19 protein-coding genes are annotated in these 17,411 nt (G+C 43.6%); 17 read left to right on the top strand and 2 right to left on the bottom strand.

Translation table 11 applies throughout. From position 1 onward, the window contains the following. Position 1 precedes the first annotated feature (1 nt). The 8 genes from EUBC25_RS03255 (at position 2) to EUBC25_RS03220 (ending at position 8,508) form a co-directional block, all read left to right on the top strand. Positions 2-1,420, top strand: coding sequence for an SbcC/MukB-like Walker B domain-containing protein (locus EUBC25_RS03255; RefSeq protein ID WP_230106818.1), 1,419 nt, complete (start codon positions 2-4; stop codon positions 1,418-1,420). Between the two features lie 97 nt (positions 1,421-1,517). After that, the gene (locus EUBC25_RS03250; protein ID WP_230106817.1) at positions 1,518-2,147 is read left to right on the top strand and encodes a cytidylate kinase-like family protein; all 630 of its coding nucleotides are present in this window, start codon (positions 1,518-1,520) and stop codon (positions 2,145-2,147) included. Position 2,148: 1 nt separating this feature from the next. Beyond that, complete coding sequence (locus EUBC25_RS03245; protein WP_230106816.1) at positions 2,149-2,490, top strand: arsenate reductase family protein; 342 nt, start codon at positions 2,149-2,151, stop codon at positions 2,488-2,490. Beyond that, entirely contained in the window at positions 2,491-3,162 is a 672-nt protein-coding gene (locus EUBC25_RS03240) for a response regulator transcription factor (RefSeq protein WP_230106815.1), read from the top strand. Then, positions 3,135-4,265, top strand: a complete 1,131-nt coding sequence (locus EUBC25_RS03235; protein ID WP_230106814.1) for a sensor histidine kinase — start codon at positions 3,135-3,137, stop codon at positions 4,263-4,265. The genes EUBC25_RS03240 and EUBC25_RS03235 overlap by 28 nt, the downstream gene beginning before the upstream one ends. A 128-nt stretch (positions 4,266-4,393) precedes the next feature. Beyond that, positions 4,394-5,065: an ABC transporter ATP-binding protein gene (locus EUBC25_RS03230; RefSeq protein ID WP_230106813.1), complete on the top strand. Its 672-nt coding sequence runs from the start codon at positions 4,394-4,396 to the stop codon at positions 5,063-5,065. Continuing rightward, the gene (locus EUBC25_RS03225) at positions 5,062-7,551 is read left to right on the top strand and encodes an ABC transporter permease (protein WP_230106812.1); all 2,490 of its coding nucleotides are present in this window, start codon (positions 5,062-5,064) and stop codon (positions 7,549-7,551) included. The genes EUBC25_RS03230 and EUBC25_RS03225 overlap by 4 nt, the downstream gene beginning before the upstream one ends. Positions 7,552-7,710: 159 nt before the next feature. Next, the gene (locus EUBC25_RS03220) at positions 7,711-8,508 is read left to right on the top strand and encodes a Fic family protein (protein WP_230106811.1); all 798 of its coding nucleotides are present in this window, start codon (positions 7,711-7,713) and stop codon (positions 8,506-8,508) included. A 77-nt stretch (positions 8,509-8,585) separates the two neighbouring features. Here EUBC25_RS03220 and EUBC25_RS03215 read toward each other — a convergent pair whose 3' ends face one another. Both EUBC25_RS03215 and EUBC25_RS03210 read right to left on the bottom strand, forming a co-directional pair. Continuing rightward, positions 8,586-8,855 (bottom strand): DUF1294 domain-containing protein, encoded by a 270-nt coding sequence (locus EUBC25_RS03215; protein ID WP_230106810.1) that lies wholly within the window; start codon positions 8,853-8,855, stop codon positions 8,586-8,588. A 48-nt stretch (positions 8,856-8,903) separates the two neighbouring features. Continuing rightward, the gene (locus EUBC25_RS03210; protein WP_230106809.1) at positions 8,904-9,236 is read right to left on the bottom strand and encodes a helix-turn-helix domain-containing protein; all 333 of its coding nucleotides are present in this window, start codon (positions 9,234-9,236) and stop codon (positions 8,904-8,906) included. Between the two features lie 120 nt (positions 9,237-9,356). Here EUBC25_RS03210 and EUBC25_RS03205 point away from each other — a divergent pair, with 120 nt between their 5' ends. The 9 genes from EUBC25_RS03205 to EUBC25_RS03165 all read left to right on the top strand — a co-directional run bounded on the left by EUBC25_RS03205 (position 9,357) and on the right by EUBC25_RS03165 (position 17,388). Next, on the top strand, positions 9,357-9,749 hold the full coding sequence (locus EUBC25_RS03205) for a hypothetical protein (RefSeq protein WP_230106808.1): 393 nt from the start codon (positions 9,357-9,359) through the stop codon (positions 9,747-9,749). Between the two features lie 5 nt (positions 9,750-9,754). Continuing rightward, positions 9,755-11,227: a hypothetical protein gene (locus tag EUBC25_RS03200; protein ID WP_230106807.1), complete on the top strand. Its 1,473-nt coding sequence runs from the start codon at positions 9,755-9,757 to the stop codon at positions 11,225-11,227. A 20-nt stretch (positions 11,228-11,247) separates the two neighbouring features. After that, the gene (locus tag EUBC25_RS03195) at positions 11,248-11,541 is read left to right on the top strand and encodes a hypothetical protein (protein ID WP_230106806.1); all 294 of its coding nucleotides are present in this window, start codon (positions 11,248-11,250) and stop codon (positions 11,539-11,541) included. Positions 11,542-11,643: 102 nt separating this feature from the next. Continuing rightward, positions 11,644-13,155, top strand: a complete 1,512-nt coding sequence (locus tag EUBC25_RS03190) for a CoA-transferase (protein WP_230106805.1) — start codon at positions 11,644-11,646, stop codon at positions 13,153-13,155. A 107-nt stretch (positions 13,156-13,262) separates the two neighbouring features. Then, complete coding sequence (locus tag EUBC25_RS03185) at positions 13,263-13,943, top strand: TIGR00266 family protein (protein WP_230106804.1); 681 nt, start codon at positions 13,263-13,265, stop codon at positions 13,941-13,943. A gap of 181 nt (positions 13,944-14,124) precedes the next feature. Then, complete coding sequence (locus EUBC25_RS03180; RefSeq protein ID WP_230106803.1) at positions 14,125-14,580, top strand: DUF6465 family protein; 456 nt, start codon at positions 14,125-14,127, stop codon at positions 14,578-14,580. A gap of 832 nt (positions 14,581-15,412) precedes the next feature. After that, entirely contained in the window at positions 15,413-16,207 is a 795-nt protein-coding gene (locus EUBC25_RS03175; RefSeq protein ID WP_230106802.1) for a hypothetical protein, read from the top strand. Positions 16,208-16,317: 110 nt separating this feature from the next. After that, positions 16,318-16,479 carry a hypothetical protein gene (locus tag EUBC25_RS03170; protein WP_230106801.1) on the top strand — a complete coding sequence of 54 codons (162 nt, stop codon included), beginning with the start codon at positions 16,318-16,320 and terminating at the stop codon, positions 16,477-16,479. A gap of 78 nt (positions 16,480-16,557) precedes the next feature. Further along, positions 16,558-17,388 carry a PHP domain-containing protein gene (locus EUBC25_RS03165; RefSeq protein WP_230106800.1) on the top strand — a complete coding sequence of 277 codons (831 nt, stop codon included), beginning with the start codon at positions 16,558-16,560 and terminating at the stop codon, positions 17,386-17,388. Positions 17,389-17,411 lie beyond the last annotated feature (23 nt).

Raw genomic sequence — 17,411 nt, 5'->3', positions numbered from 1 at the left:
GGTGTGCGGTTCCCTTCATCATCCTTCGCCGGCGGTACTTACCGGTGAACCCATTTCGCAGGAAGATGTAAGGGAAGCAAGGAAAAAGCGGGATCTGGCGGAACGTAAGAAGGATGAATACCAGCAGAAATTTCTGGAAGCCGGTCAGGCTTACAGCGCCGCTGTCAAAGTTGTGACAGAAGAAGGCAAAAAGGTGACTCCTGACCTCCCGGAAGAGGCGGCTCTTATGGAAGCTTTTCTGGAAAAGGAGGCAGTAAGGAAAGAAGAAATTCTCGAAGAGAGACGGAAAGAGAGGGAAGAGGCAGAAGAAGCGGTCAAAAGGCGGGAAGAACTGGAGGAGAAACAGAAGGGCCTGGTAAAATGTCAGGAAGATGTCTACATGCAGATGGAAGAGTATCGTCTCAAAATTCAGGAAACAGATCATTGTCTAAGGAGTCTGGAACAGGAAAGAAGCCGTCTTGAAGGAGAAAAAGAAGCGCGCATCAAGGAGCTTGAACGGGCGGCAAAAGAAAAGGAAGCGCTGCTCTGTAAGTTCCGGGAGACGCTGGAAGAGGAGGGATTTTCGGACGAAGAGGCATATATCGAAAGCCTTCTGGATGAAGAGAGCAAAACAAGGCTGCAGAAAGAGTACGATGATTACGGTCAGAGATGCATTGAGGCAAAGAGCCGGCAAGATACGTGGCAGAGAGCGCTGGAAGGAAAGACGGAGCAGGATACAACAGAAATGAAAGAACGGAAGCGTTCCATGGAAGATAAAAAAGAAGAGCTGGAAAAAGAGCAGAAAATCTGGTACAGCCGGAACGAAAATAACAGGATCGTCCGGGAGCATTTAAAGAAGATCTGTGAAAAACTCGAAAAGCTTCAGGAGGACTATACCTGTCTTGGCACTCTGGATCAGACTGCAAACGGCAATCTTTCCGGAGCGGTAAAAATAGATTTTGAATCCTATGTGCAAAGACAGTATTTCAGACAGATCATTGGATTTGCAAATCAGAGACTGAATATCATGACAGGAGGGGCATTTCTTTTGAAATGCCGTGCCCTGGAAGATCTGGGAATGCGGGGCAATGCCGGCCTTGACCTGGATGTTTACAGCATGGAAACCGGAAAAGTCAGAGATGTACGTACTTTATCAGGCGGAGAATCTTTTATGGCCGCGCTTTCCATGGCGCTGGGCATGTCGGATGCTATTTCAAGAAGCGCCGGAGGTATCCAGATGAAGACTATGTTTGTGGACGAAGGCTTCGGCTCTCTGGATGATTATTCCAGGGAGCAGGCAATTGGAACTTTGAGGAACCTGGCAGGTGAGGATCGGATGATCGGTATTATTTCCCATGTTACGGAACTGAAGGAGAGCATTGACAAGCAGCTTATTGTGACAAAGACAAAAAAGGGAAGTCATGTACGCTGGAGTCTGTGACATTATTGCCGGAAGAGACAGCGATTCCCCTTGTATATTGTCTGTAAGGTGAAGTATAATAAAGGCAAGAAAATAAATAGAAAAGGAGCTGATTCATATGACGGAGAATACCATCATTACCATTGGACGGCAGTTTGGAAGCGGCGGGCATGAGATCGGGAATATGCTTGCCCAGAGACTGAATATCCCTCTTTATGATAAGAATTTAATCCATATGGCAGCCCAGGAAATCGGAATCAGCAATGAAGCAGCCGAAAACCTCAATGAGACAGTTTTGGGAAGATTTTTGTCTGCCTATGTTGTAAATTTGGGTGATTATACCACATTTATGAGCGGGGAAGATACAGAACCACTAAGTGATCGTATGTACCGGGTACAGACAGAACTTGTGAAGAAACTGGCTGACCGCAGCTCCTGCGTTATTGTTGGAAGATGTGCGGATTATATACTGGGTGATTACAGCAGCTGTATCCACGTGTTTATCCATGCATTCAAAGAGGACCGGATCCGGAGAATCTCGCGCATATACAAGCTGACGGAAAAGCAGGCGTGGGACAAGATCAAACGGACGGATCGGGAGAGGAAACTTTATTACGAAGCACATACAGGAAGAGACTGGGGGAGCATAGAATCTCATCAGATCCTGTTCAATGCCAGCCTCATGGGAGTAGAGGGAATCGTGGACGCTCTGGAGGCAATTTACAGATCAAAGGAGAAAGGAGTATAGCATGCTATTTATTGAATACCCGAAATGCACTACTTGCAAGCGTGCAAAAAAATATTTAGAGGAACACAAAGTGACATTTGAGGACCGTCATATTGTAGAGGATAATCCGACAAAAGAAGAGCTGACAGAATGGATCAAAAGGAGCGGATATCCGATCCGAAAATTTTTCAATACCAGCGGAATGAAATATCGGGAACTGGGACTGAAAGATAAGCTGGATACCATGAGCGATGAGGAGAAAATAGAGCTTCTGGCAAGCGACGGAATGCTGGTAAAACGTCCTCTTCTGATCGATGATAACAGGATTTTAGTAGGATTTCGGGAAAAAGAGTGGACATTTTAAATGAAAAAGATACTATTGCTGGAAGATGACAAAAATCTGAATCATGGAATTACACTGAAATTGCAAAAAGAGGGATATGAAGTATCTTCTGCCTTCTCCCTGAAGGAGGCAGAAGAACTTTTTGTACCCGGCAGGATCGATCTTGTCATATGCGATGTCAACCTCCCTGACGGGAGCGGTCTGGATTTCTGCGCCAGAATCCGCAAAAAAAGCAATGTATTTATTTTGTTCCTCACTGCGCTTGATTCGGAGATCGATATGGTAAATGCTTATGATCTGGGGGCGGACGATTATATGACAAAGCCCTTCAGTCTTATGGTGCTGGTCTCCAAGGTTCATGCGTTTATGAGACGTCTGGGCAGTGATGGTGCGCTGATCCGGTCAGGGGAAATTTCCGTGAATTACAGTGAGATGAAGGCATACAAAAATAAGGAACCTGTTTCCTTGAGTAAAAAAGAGCTGCAGCTTTTGATGTTCCTTCTGGAAAATGCAGGGCAGATTGTATCAAAAGAACAGATCCTTGAGAAAGTATGGGATCTGGACGGGCAGTTTGTGGATGAAAATACAGTTCCGGTTAATATCAGCAGGCTGAAATCGAAGATCGGGAATGACTATATTCGGAATGTGAGGGGGCTCGGATATATATGGACAGAAGAAAGTCTCAAAGAGTAGCTCTGATAGCAGGGCTGCTTTTTCTTGTTCTGCTGGCAGAAGGAATTCTATTCATTGCGGCGGGAAATGCCGTGCAAAAGGAAGAAGAGAGGAAACTTGGGGCCCTTGTATCTCTGGATCCCGGCCGCGAAGCGGAGTATGTGGAGATCTTTCAAGGAGAAGCGTCCGAAGGAGAGGTGTCCGCCGGACAGGAAATATTGGAACGATATGGCTACCGTGCAGCGGATATACGGTTTTTTCAGACAATCGGAGGATATGCGGCAGTCATGGGAGGTGTTTTTCTCCTTGGCTCCTTAGGGGTGGTGCTGATCGGAGCGGGAAGTGCAAAGCAGCGCCAGCGGGAGACAGAAGAAAAACAGCGCCTGGAAGAAGAGCTGAAAGAGCTGAAAATGAGCTTTGACCGGACAGAAGAAAGACTGCGAAGAGAAGAACAGGAAACAAAAAGTCTGATCACCGACATTTCTCATCAGCTGAAGACTCCTATGGCTGCTTTGAAAATGAGCTATGAATTGACACAGTCTACAGAGCTGACGGAAGAAGAGAAAGATGAATTTACTGCCAGGGAGGCAGAGGAAGTGGCAAAACTGGAAACTCTTCTTGATTCCTTTGTTCACCTTTCCCGGCTGGAAGCGGACATGATCCGTATTTCTCCTGTGAGAGCCAGTCTTCGAAGCACTTTGACCCAGGCGGTCAGCAGCGTTTATATGAAAGCGTACCGCCGGAACATAGATATTTCCATGGAGGAATTTGAGGATCGCCAGATCCTGCATGATCCGAAGTGGACAGGTGAGGCGTTTGTCAATATTCTGGACAATGCAGTGAAATATTCCGGAGAAGGTACGAAGATCACAATAAAAGTAACGGAACTGGTTTCCTATATTATGATCGAGGTGGAGGATGAGGGAATCGGCATCCCTTCCGGCGAGATGCACAAGATTTTTCAGCGATTTTTCCGGGGAGAGAGTGAGAAGGTTAAGGCGATGGACGGCTCAGGAGTAGGTCTCTACCTTTCCAGGAAAATACTGGAAGATCAGGGAGGAACGATCAGTGTCAGAAAAGGACAGCGGAGCGGGAGCAATTTTATTGTGACTCTTCCTTTATAAAGATAAGCGGCGGGACAGAGCTTCATAAGTCTGTCCCTTTTTCTTACAAATTTGTTATGGTTTCTGTAAGTGTCCTGTAAGTCTGGAAAGATATAATGATGCCAGAACCGAAGAAGGAGGCATATTACATGAAGGCAATATTAGAAACAGTAGATTTGGTAAAGTATTACGGGACAGGGGATAACCTTGTCAAGGCTATAGATCATACCGATCTTCAGATCATCCCGGGAGAGTTTGCAGCCATCGTCGGGAGAAGCGGTTCCGGGAAAAGTACGCTTCTTCATATGCTGGGAGGGCTGGACCGGCCGGATTCCGGAAAAGTGCTGATCGAGGGCAGAGATATTTTCAAGCTGAAAGATGAAAAGCTGGCAGTATTTCGCAGAAGGAAGATCGGTTTTGTCTTCCAAAGCTATAATCTGGTTCCATCTCTGAATGTGTGGGAAAACATTGTTCTTCCCATTGGACTGGACGGGAGAAAGGTAGATCAGGATTTTGTGATGAGTATTGTCCGCCGTATTGGAATAGAGGATAAACTCCATGCGCTGCCGAGCACTCTGTCCGGCGGTCAGCAGCAGAGAGTTGCTATTGCCCGCGCGCTTGCTTCACGTCCGGCTATTATCCTGGCAGACGAACCGACAGGAAATCTGGATTCCAAAAATGAGATTGAAGTAGTCAGTCTCCTGAAGAGCTGTGTGACAGAATATGGACAGACGCTTGTAATGATCACCCACGATGAGACGATCGCGCAGATGGCAGATCGGATGATCCTGATCGAGGACGGTAAGGTGGTGAGAGCATGAAGACAGTAACAAGGACGGCATTTGCCAATTTAAAACTGAACCGTACGAGAAATATCATAAGCGGTGTGGCCATTTTACTGACCACACTTCTGATCTTCTCGGTTCTGTCGATAGGATTTGGAACAATATCTGTGGAATTTGCGGCAGTCAATGAATACTATCCCACTTACCATGTTATGTACCGGCAGGTTTCCGAAGAAAATGTAAAGAAGCTGAAAGCCCATAATCTGATTGAAGATATGGGAATCCGGGAGGATTTTGCCTATGGCGTGGATGACGATTCGGATATTTTGTTTCTTGCCATGGACAGTTTGGGGATCAGCTACAATAAGATAGAGCTGGAAGAGGGAACCTTCCCGTCTGGAGAGAAAGATATTGCGCTGCCCAGGCAGATGCTGGAAGAATATGGTCTGGAGGACGCACGGGTGGGAGATGAGATTACTCTTCCTTTCCAGCTGGTAGAGGATGGAGGCCTGGGTTATCAGACAGAAGATACTTTTCAGATCAGCGGTTTTTTAAAGGCAGATATTAACGAAGAGAAGAAATCCTATGCAGCCCTCTTTTCTCTGGATTACATGAGAAGTGTGATACCGGCAGAAGAGAGAGAATATCGTGTCATGTTCCGTCTGCAGAATGTGTCGGGAAGCATTGAAACAACAGACGCCATCGAGGAAGAGGCAAAGAATATTGCGGAAGATTTCGATGTCTCTGAAGACAATGTTGTTATGAATAATTCTTATCTGCTGGCAAATTATGTGGATCCTGCTTCCTATGCAGGGATAGCGTGTATCATTTTGGTGGTGGTGGCAGCAGGCATTTTGACTATCTACAGCATTTACTACATTACGATTACTCCCAAAGTACAGGAATACGGGCGTCTGAAAGCGATCGGGGCAACGAAGCGTCAGATCCGGCAGATGGTATTCCGGGAAGGGGTTTTTGTAACGGTTATTGCGCTGCCGCTTGGCCTTTTGATCGGAAGTTTTACTGCAAGGCCCATTGTAGAGACCATGTTTGAGATTTCTACCGGTATTGAGACAAGATACAGTGAACCGGGATTCAATCAGCTCTGTATTGACCTGCTGAAAAGCGGCGATGTGCAACTCCTTCACTGGTGGCTGTATCTCATTACGATCGCTGCTGTGGTAGTTACGGTGTATTTATCTCTTGTAAAACCGATGAATCTGGCGGCAAAGATCTCGCCGGTGGAGGCTATGCGTTACAACGGAGAAAAGCCGGGGAAAAAGAAGGAGAGGAAAGGCTTTACAGAACTTAGCCTTTCACGCTTGACAAGAGCGAACTTAAGCAGAAACAGAAAGCGTACCGTACTTACGGTTGTTGCAATGGGAGTGATCGGGATCCTCTTTATGGTAGTGGCAACAGTGATCCACTGTGCAGATCCAAAGGAGATTGCCAAGGAAGAATTTGAAGGCGATTACGAAATTTACGTGGACAGCTGGGAGAATGATAAGATGAATCCGGACCGCTCCTGGAAGAACCTGATGCAGAATAATCCCTTAAGCGACGAATTTATCAGCCGGATCCGGCAGATTTCCGGTGTGGAAGAGGTGAAGGTCAAGACGATGATCTACGGTATCCTTACAGAGCTTGATCCTGAAGGGGAAATATTAACGCCTGGTATCCAGGGGTTTGATCCATCCTATGCCTCTGTGATCGAGGACGGACTTATAGAGGGGGATGTAACCTATGAAGAGCTGGAAAAGGGAGACAAGATTGTGATGGATGATAATGTGGCGCACTGGTTCCCGGAGCTTGGAGTGGGGGATTCATTGGATATCTCCATAATCACCGATCAGGGTACGGTAGAGAAGACATTTGAAATTGCGGGAATTACGGAGCTTCCCAGCGGTATATTAAGCAGCAGATTCCTTTTGCCGGACAGCGTGCTGGCGGAGTATACTTCCGCAAATTTAAATGATACCTGTGTTATTACAGTGGATCCTGATCAGAAAGAAGAAGCTTTCAGGCAGCTCGATGCGCTGGCTTCCACCAGTCCTTATCTGGAAACAGACACCTATGATGAACATCTGAATACATGGAGAAGCGGAATGCAGATCATAAGTCTGCTGGGATATGCGTTTCTTGCCATCCTCGGTGGGATCGGGGTGATGAATCTGATCAACACGATGATCAACAGCATCTACACAAGAAAAAGAGAACTGGGCATGATACAGGCCATCGGCCTTTCTGAAAAGCAGCTGATCCGTATGCTGCAGATGGAGGGAGCTTTCTATACGGCAGGTACGCTGCTTGTTGCGCTGGGAATCGGAAGCGCGGCAGGGTATGGCGTGTTCCATTATATGGAAGTGAATAATCTGATGAATGTAACGTCCTACCATTACCCGATTCTTCCGGCAGTGATACTTGCTGCAGCGGTAGCGCTCATTCAGCTTATTCTCACTTACGTAATTTCCAGGAATTTCCGAAGGATGAGCCTAATTGACCGCATACGCTATTCCGAATAAAAGACGCTATTGCAGCAGTATGGAAAAGACAGAATATTCTTTCTGATAGATAAGCAGGCAGTTGTGTGGTATACTGTTGTGAAGAGAAAGAATCAAAAATGCAAGGGGTGTCTCTTTTACCCGAGACCGTCATTTATTTTATATTGGGAGGCAGATATCATGCCATTATTTGACAACGAAAATCGGATCTTACAGATTGAAGCAGAAAAAGAAGAAATTTTTCAGCATTTGGAAAACCCACTGATCAGTCAGCCGTTTACGGAAGATTTTGCCAGGAGATTTTCATGGAGTACGAATGCAATTGAGGGGAATACTCTGTCACTGGAAGAAACGATCGCTGTGATTGATTATGATGAAGTAAGATCGAACCATACCTATGCTGAATATACAGATGCAAAAAATGCTTACTATGCAATTCAGAAAATGCTGCTTCCATTTGTAAAAAAAACCATTGATGAAGAGTGGATCAGGCAGGCGAATGGCTATATCAGACATATGCAGGGAGAATATAGAGAAACCACAGTTTACATTGGAAATCTGTCTGAAGCCGTATACTACCCGCCGGATCCGCAGGATGTTCCGGCGCTCATGAAAGAATGGATCAGGGAGACAAATACAGAGGCGGCGACTGTGAAAGAGATTTTTGAAAAGATTGCAGCCAGTCATGTCCGTTTTGAACGGATCCATCCTTTTTTAGATGGGAATGGCAGGACCGGGAGGATGATCATAAATCAGCAGTTGATCAACAGCGGTTTCCTGCCTGTGTCAATCCCGCCGACCGGAAAGTACAGAGAAGCGTTCAGAAGGTATGACAAAAGAGAAGATTTCTCAGAAATGGTCTATGTTTTGTTGAAAAGCGAACAGGAATCTTTTGAAAGAGTCAGCAGTCTGGCTTTGAAACTTTCCAAAGATCGGGAGAAACAGAGAAAAGAAATGAAACATATACAAAACAGATAGAATAAGAATCACAGAAAGATGAGGACGTGTCCAAAGGCGGATGCGTCCTTTTTCTATGCTTAAAAGAGAGGATGAGCCTAATTGACCGCATACGCTATTCCGAATAAAAGACACAATTGAAGAAGGAAGATGGCAGGGATGCCGATCATAAAGCGGGGATGTTTTGTTTTGTGGCGGAAACAGAGCATCCCCGCTTCGGCGCCTATGCTTCCCCCTATAAAAGCCAGGAAGAACAGCTGCTTTTCGGGAATACGCCATTTGTTTTTCCGGGCTTTGTGTTTGTCCAGGCCATAGATGAAAAAGGTAAGGATATTAATAAAAATAAGGTAAATGATAAATGGTTTCATCTGGTGTTCTCCTCTTTGCAGTTTTTTCTTATAGGAGAAAATCATTTTTTATAGATACTTTTTGAGAGAAATTTTAGTGGCTGCTACAAGATCAAGGATAATTGCTAATTCTTGCGGAGTACACTGTTCCAGCGAACTTTGGATTTTTTTCATAAGGTCGCTTTTATTTCCTACTGGAGAATCAAACAAAATGTCGTCTGTGCTGACTTCCAATATCAAGGCAAGCTTTACCAAAACTGCCAGACTTAATTTTGTGTTACCAGTTTCGATATGGCTCATATGTGTAGTTGAGATGCCGACTTTTTCAGCCAATTCTTCTTGTGAAAAGGGATGAGCTTTTCTAAATTTTCGTATTCTCTGACCGATCATATAGTAATCCACTTGTCACACCGCCTTTGTAGTTTATATATACTTGAATTATATAGACGGGAATGATATATTATAATAAACTATATAGGCTAATATATGCCCATACAGTTATATTTTGAAGGAGGGAATGATATGAAAATGAAAATTGCATTAGCGAGTATATTTCTTGCTGGAACTCTTCTTGTGGGATGTGGAAGCAGTGACCTGGATAAGTTGGAGGGTAATTGGAACGATGGGGAAGGGAATGGCTTTGTTTTTTACTCGCCGAACAGTGAAAAAGATACATTCGGTGATACAAAAATGATAACAGATGGGGAGGAGCAAAATGCCTCGTATGAATGGCATGAGTCCAGCCAGCAGATAGTTATTATCACTACGGATGGATGGGGAGATACCATATATGGAACATTCGATTATGAATTTCTCAGCGATACAGAATTAGAGTTGACTATGACAGGATATAAAGATTCTGTAGTTGAAACTGACAATTATGGCGGAGATCCGGTAGTATTTGTGAAGGAGTAGTAGTATTGAGTATGAAAAAGAGAGTGTTAGTGAGCGTGATGTTCCTCTGCACAATGGTATTAGTGGGATGTAATGAAAAAAATGAGCAGTGGGAAAAGGAAGAAGTAGAGGAACTCCTTGAAAGTTACTATGAGCCGTACTATTTCAGTGAGGCAGCTATAATTGATACAACAGACGAGGATGTATATGAGCCGGGAGTAGAGTTTTACAGTGTTTTTGAAGACGAAGATGAACAAAGTGTGCTGTTTAATGTAAAAGTTTATACGAAAACAGGCAAGGTAGAGGAGATTGAATTGGAAGGAGGTCTGCTTGGCAGCTACAATTTAAAAGACATAGGGGACGCGGAGGTCAGTGAAGACACAAAGAAAGATGGCGAGGAAGAAACTTGGATACCTGTCGAGGGAAGTAGTTTTCATAATGGAATTGCATATGTAAAAATGATGAATACAAATTCCAGTTCAGATATTAGAATAAATGTCATTGATGTAAATGGGCAAAAGCTGTTTGAATATCCTCAGGACAGCAGCAGTGGGTATAATAGTATAGACCAGGAAGGAGAATATATTTGGATCGACAATAACGCATTTGATCGAAATGGAGAAATCATCTATAGTTTGTCGGAAAAGTACCAGGGACAGGAAATTGGAAACGGATATATGATGGTGTTGGAACAACCGTCAGGATATCAGCAGAAAACAGCAAAAATGGGTGTAATTGACGGTTATGGGAATGAAGTTATTCCTGTAAGTGAAGAATTTGCGAAAGTATGCGGAGAAGAATTACCTTATCCTAAAGAATGTGAAGACGGTATTGTAGATTTTGAATACAAAGAAGTAGTGGTTGATGCGAACCAAGGGATTTACTATGAAGACATGGAAGGATTTACTGACTATCAAAATAATATGATGCTTTCAGGTTGGATATTGTATAAAGACCGAGGAACCTCGACAGTTGATTATGGAGACTATTACGAATATGGACGGAATATAACATTATCGGATGATGCCGTGATTGTGAGCGGAATGGAGGAGGGAGATTTTGTCATCTGGACTTTTGATTTAAATGGAACTCTGATAAATGAAAACAGGATTGCAGATATAAAAGTTAATCAGGAGGAACTGAATTATGAAAATGGGTTGAGTGCTCTGTATATTGAAGGGGTAGACGGAGATTACGTAACAATGATAGACGAACAAGGAAATTTCCTCTTCGAACCTATTCATTGTTATAATCATGATTTTTCAGATCAGATTCCGATTATATATGGGGAAGTTTCCGAGGGTATGATAAGAGTAGCGGTTGATGAAACGACGACAATCTTTGTTGACAGCAATGGAAAAGAGTCTGTACGTATTCCTGCTAATATTAATTGTGTAGGAGAGTGTGAGAATAGAAGGATTGCGGTTAATGCAGAGACTGGAGAATGTTTTTATATTGATGTTGAAACGGGAGAGAATCTTTCTCTTGAAGTAGAATGATTTGAAAAGGAGAAAATAACATGATAGTTTGGTTTTTCACAATCCCAGTTTGGGTACTGATGATAGTAGTGCTTATTGGTGCGGCAGCGTGGGAAAAATTCGGAAGTGGGATTGTATTTTTAATAAATATAGTGCTTACGGGCTTTTGCTTTTTGGCAATCCCATGTTTCTTTGGAGGGGTGTGGCTGCTATTTCGGAAAATTTCAGGGAAAGATGACGATATAACATGGGGTGAACTTTTAGGAGGACTTGTGGGCTGCGGCTTTTTCGGATTGCTAGGTATAAGTGTTATCGGAAAACAGTTATTTGGGTAAACGGGCTAAAAGCTTTTGTACATACCGGACTTTGACAGGCTCCTCTGAATGTAATAAAATATGTAGAAAAGTACGAAAGAAGTTATGAGGAGAAGATTGTTTATGTACGAGATAATGAGCTCTGACGAGGCAATCCGCCTGATCCGGGACGGCGATTGTATCTGCGTCAATTCTTTTGTGGGAATCGAGAATCCGGTGGAACTTCACGAGGCCCTTTATAGAAGATATCAGAGGATGCGGTCCCCCAGTCATCTGACTATGATCTCCAGCGCCGGTTTTGGCCTGTGGGATGAGAACCGGAATGCGGAAGGGTACATTCGGGAAGGAGCAGTAGACCGGCTGATCTGCGGCCATTTCGGAGCGATGCTAAGTACCAAGAAGCTGGTGATGGAGGACCGTTTTGAAGCATATAACCTGCCGCTGGGGTGTATTTCCCATGCCATCCGGGCACAGGCAGGCGGGCTGCCTGGTGCTCTTTCCAAGGTGGGGCTTGATATTTTCGTGGATCCCAGAAGGGAAGGTCCGGGGATCAACCGGCTCTCCGTTGATGATTCTCTTGTAAAATATGTGGAGGTAGATGGGGAGGAGTTCCTCTATTATAAGCTGCCTAAGATTACGGTTGCTCTTATAAAGGGGACAGCGGCAGACCGAAAGGGAAATATTTCTTTTGACGATATGTTCATGTCCGGCGATGCCCTGTCCATCTGTCAGGCAGTAAAGTCCAATCACGGACGGGTGATCGTCCAGGTAGACCGTTTGGTGGATACGCCATCCAGGCCCAGGAATGCTATTATTCCGGGCTGCCTGGTGGACGCTATTGTGGTGGCGGAACCGGAAGAACGGAATGAGGCTTATACTGCTCTTACGGGAAGCTTTGAGATTCCTTATGAGGACTGGAATACCTGGAGCGAGAAGATTGATACGGTCTCCGCTAAAAAATCCGGCAGCGCTGCTGCAGGCAATATCATCGGCCGCCGGGCAGCCAAGGAACTGCGGGTAGATGATATTGTTAATATCGGGATCGGCATTCCGGAAATGGTGGCCAGGCACGCACGTAAAAACGGAATACTGGATATGGTGACGCTGACGGTAGAGTCTGGCGGGATCGGAGGTTTTCCGGTGTCTGGAGAGGCCTTTGGAGCTATGATCGGCGCTGCTTCCGTTTATGATATGGCGAACCAGTTTGATCTTTACAACAGCGGAGGGCTGGACATCTGTTTCATGGGAGCTTTGGAGGTGGACTGTCAGGGAAATGTAAATGCGCACAGAGGACCGGGGGCATTTGCGGGAATAGGAGGTTTTGCCAATATCACGGCCAAGACCCCTACGGTAGTGTTTTGCCTGACTTTTGACACAAAAGGGCTGGAGGTTTCGCAGAAAAAGGGGGTTGTGACTATTGAAAAGGAAGGTACGATTCCCAAATTTGTGAAGAAAGTATCCGCTGTGAGCTTTTCGGCAAAGAGAGCTATCGCCAATGGGCAAAAAGTTCTGTATGTGACGGAACGCTGTGTGTTTCGCTTAACGCCCAAAGGTCTGAAACTTATCGAAGCGTACCCTGGCATAGATGTGCAGAGGGATGTGCTGGATCATCTTCCATTTGACGTAGAGATTTGAAATATTTTGTAAGGGAAGCAGAGTTGTCTTTTGATTGTGTGATTGACAGAATAAAGACGGGATAGTATTCTAAAATCAGAATACAATTATTATGAGGAGGAAAAAGCATGAAATATCAAATTCAGGGCGAAACACTTCCGGTAGTTATTTGTGAACTGGAGGGCGGAGAGAAAATTGTGACTGAAGGCGGAGGAATGGCCTGGATGTCACCGAATATGAAAATGGAAACATCTACTAACGGCGGGGTTGGCAAAGCATTCGGAAGGATGTTTTCCGGTGAAGCGATCTTCCAGAATATTTATACATCAGAAGGAGGACCGGGAATGATCGCGTTTGCATCCAGTTTTCCGGGATCTGTCAAAGCCTTTGAAATTTCACCGGGTAACGAGATGATTCTGCAGAAAAATGCATTTCTTGCAGGGGAGGCAGGCGTAGAGCTGTCCATCTTTTTTAATAAAAAACTTGGCGCCGGCCTGTTTGGTGGTGAAGGCTTTATTATGCAGAGAATCAGCGGACAGGGTATTGTATTTGCAGAATTTGACGGACATGTGGTGGAATATGAGCTGCAGATGGGACAGCAGATTGTTGTAGATACCGGACATCTGGCGGCAATGACGGCAAGCTGCAGTATGGAGATCAAATCCGTTCCGGGAGTGAAAAATATGGTATTTGGCGGAGAAGGAATTTTCAATACGATTATCAGCGGGCCGGGTAAGATTTGGCTTCAGTCTATGCCGATCAGCAATGTAGCAGGAGTGCTGCGTAAATATATCACTACAGGGAAGTAGACTTTGTCGGCAGAAACACTAAGAGTTTGATGGAAAAAGTCTGAAAAATGAGCAGTTTTCACAGCAGTAGTCAGGAGAGATTGCAATTTTGAAATAGTGTGATATAATATTGACGACTAAACGAGATCAGGCAGAAATAGAAAATGTATTATGGAAGCAAAAAGATCTAGGAGGAATTGAAATGGCTACAAAATCCACAGCAAAAACGAAAACTGCCGTAAAAGAAACGAAACAGGTACCGGTTAATGTTCTGGCTGACACTGTAAAAAAGGCAGAGACAGTTGATGCAAAAACAAAAGAAGCCGAAACAAAAAAAGACACAGTGAAAAAAACATCTGCAGCAAAAGAGACAGTAAAGGAAACTGTCAAAAAAGCAACGGAGAAAAAGGCACCAGCCAAGAAAGAACCAGCTAAAAAATCTGCTGCCAAGAAGGAAATTAAGATAAAAACTTATGTACAGTACATGGGAAGACAGGTAGAAGAAAAGGATATGATCGCTGCCGTTAAGAAAGCATGGACAAAGGAAAATAAAAAGAAAGTCGGAGATATCAAAGATATTGCACTGTACATTAAGCCGGAGGACGGGGCTGTTTACTATGTAGTAAACGGAACAGACACTGGTTCGGTTCAGTATTAAATGAAAGTCGGTATCAGAAGCCGGATTCGGGTTATTTATATTATGGACGAATAATATATGCTTCAGGCACTTTTACGGATCAGAAGATTTTGCAGATCTGTGGGATTGTCTGAAGCATTTTTGATGAAAACGTTGATTGGGAAAAGAAGCAGGAAAGAGAGAAGAGAAACCTTAGTCAGGAGATCAGACCAGCGATGGATTTCTTCGCCGCTGCAAATGTATTTGTTGGAGGAAATATTTAAAATTTTCAGAAAATTAATACAAATATAAAACTGAAAAAAGAAAATTAATATTTTTTTGAAAAATATATTGACAAAATCAAGGCCCAATGGTAATATAATGTCATAAATAATAAACAAAGGAAAAAAACATAAAAGCAGTGCTAAATGTTTTGAGTAGGTTTATTATTTCGGTAGTTTAAGAAAAGGAGGTACGGACCACCAAAAAATTAAGCTATTTGTACTGATGCTTTATAAATGAAATCCAAAAAGGTTGATATTGAAAGTCAGAGTATTGAGAAAGTATTTGGAAGAATATTAGTATGAAGAAGGTTATGATGGACAGTAAAGACCATACGATGAAAGGAATAAAGATCAGTATAAAAAAACAAAAATCATTTTTTTACTACATATGTAGAGAAAGGAAAAAAGAATGATTGAACCACAGAAGTAGAGATGGGTGTTGATTGAAAATACAATTGATGCCCATCTCTATTAATGATTAAAAATATAGGAGGGGGATCTTTCCAGATGCATTTACAGGGTTAACAGAAATGCAAAAAAGTGTTATAATACTCTCGCAGATAATTAATAAAGGGACAAAGGAGAATTTTATGAACGAATTAATATCTATCATAAACCAGGTGTCCGGTGGGGAGCCGGAAGAGATTATTTATGATTTGCAGTCTGTTATACAGAATAGTACCGCTTCCATGATTGCCGGGATAGTAATCGGACTTCTCATCTGCTTTTTTGGATTGAAATTGATACGAATCCTGGCTGCATTGGCAGGAGCGCTGGCAGGAGCGGTTATTGGCCTGGCAGCAGGAATTATGTTTGGTCTGGAAGGTACTGTCATGCTTATTGCGGCAGGAGCGCTTGCGGTAATTTTGGCATGTCTGTCGGCGATTTTGTACAGAGTAGGAGCGTTTGTATGGCTGTTGATGCTGGGGGCAGGAGCGGCTTTGATAACGTTTACGCCTGATTCTTTACTGACGGCTTTTATCTGTCTGGGAGCGGGTTTGATCCTTGGTATTATCACAGCGATTTTTTTGGATCCTATTATCATTATTATTTCAGCGGTCGCAGGCGGATTTATTGCCGGTATTTCAGCAGCAGAACTGACAGGGCTTGCTGAAAGCTTCCTTATTACAGTCCTGGCCAGTCTTGTGCTGGCTGTGATCGGTCTTGTTATACAGTTTATGATGAAATCACGGGAGGTCGGCAAGAAGGAAAGACTGTATTCCGAGAGTTTCCGTGAGAAGGAATCCATGGAAACAGAAGTTGAGAGAGCCAGAATGCTTCTGGACGATGAGGATGGAGAAAAAAAGAGTTCGTCAGATGACGAGGATCCTGTCAGGGAAAGTGAAGATGATGAGGATGACGATGACATAACCTTTATAGAATAGAACGGAAAAATTTGAAAATATAAAAGCAAGTACATTTTATTGCACACCTCTTTTGCTATAGTCAGTTCATAGGAAGAGAGGTGTTTGCTATGTATAGGATAAGCAGAATTTTGATACTGATAATTGGATTGGTTTTATCTACAGGTGCGGCGATTTTATTTGGATTTACAGAAGCGGAACTTCCCTGGAGTGTGTGCATGGCAGTGTGGATGGCCGGTTTTGGAATGATACGCTTTTCGTTCAGGAAATATACCGGAGAAAGAAGAGTATAGGTTTTTTTGCCTCTTTGTGCTATAATAAAATCAGTTTTAAGGGATATATTAAACGGAAAGAGCAAAGGAGGCTTACTTATGAAATTGGATATGCATTGTCATGTGAAGGAAGGATCTATTGACAGTAAAGTAAGCTTGGATGATTATATTAGTAAACTGAAAGCTGAAGGTTTCGACGGAATGCTGATCACAGATCATGACACATATAAAGGCTACAGGCACTGGAAATACGAAATGAAGGGAAAGAAACACGAAGATTTTGTAGTTCTGAAGGGTATTGAGTATGATACATGCGATGCCGGACATATTATCTGTGTAATGCCTGAAGGGGTTAAGATGCGTTTGCTGGAGCTGAAAGGAATGCCGGTGAACATGCTGATCGACTTTGTCCACCGGCATGGGGGAATATTGGGACCGGCACATCCCTGCGGAGAAAAATATTTAAGTTTTACGAATACGAAAAAGTATTTCCGCTCCCCGGAAACGATAAAAAGATTTGATTTTATCGAAGCTTTTAATGCCTGCGAATCGGAAGAATCCAATGAAAAAGCGGCCAGATTGGCGATGAAATATCAGAAGCCGGGTATTGGAGGGAGTGATTCTCACAAAATAGAGTGTGTCGGCATGGGATATACGATTTTGCCGCGGCATGTTACGTGTGAGACAGAGCTGATTTCCCTTATAAGGGAAAAAGTTCCGGTGGAGGTTGGAGGAAGCCTCTACGGAAAAACAACAAAGGATAAGCTTGGAAAAATGAATAAACTGCTTGTATATTCTTTTTGGTTTTACAATAAGGGAGGAGAGCTTTTGAAACGGCGTAAGAGGAAGGAAAAGGGAAAAGTCGAAAACCCTGTAAATCCGATTGATCCGATTGAAATTCCTTACCTTGAAAAAGTAAACAAACAGTGAGCAGTGAGGACAGGTTTTGATAA

The sequence above is a fragment of the Claveliimonas bilis genome (assembly GCF_020892095.1).
GTDB lineage: Bacteria > Bacillota > Clostridia > Lachnospirales > Lachnospiraceae > Claveliimonas > Claveliimonas bilis.
The sequence above is the reverse complement of the archived record's forward strand: the minus strand, read 5'-3'. Positions and strand labels throughout refer to the sequence as shown.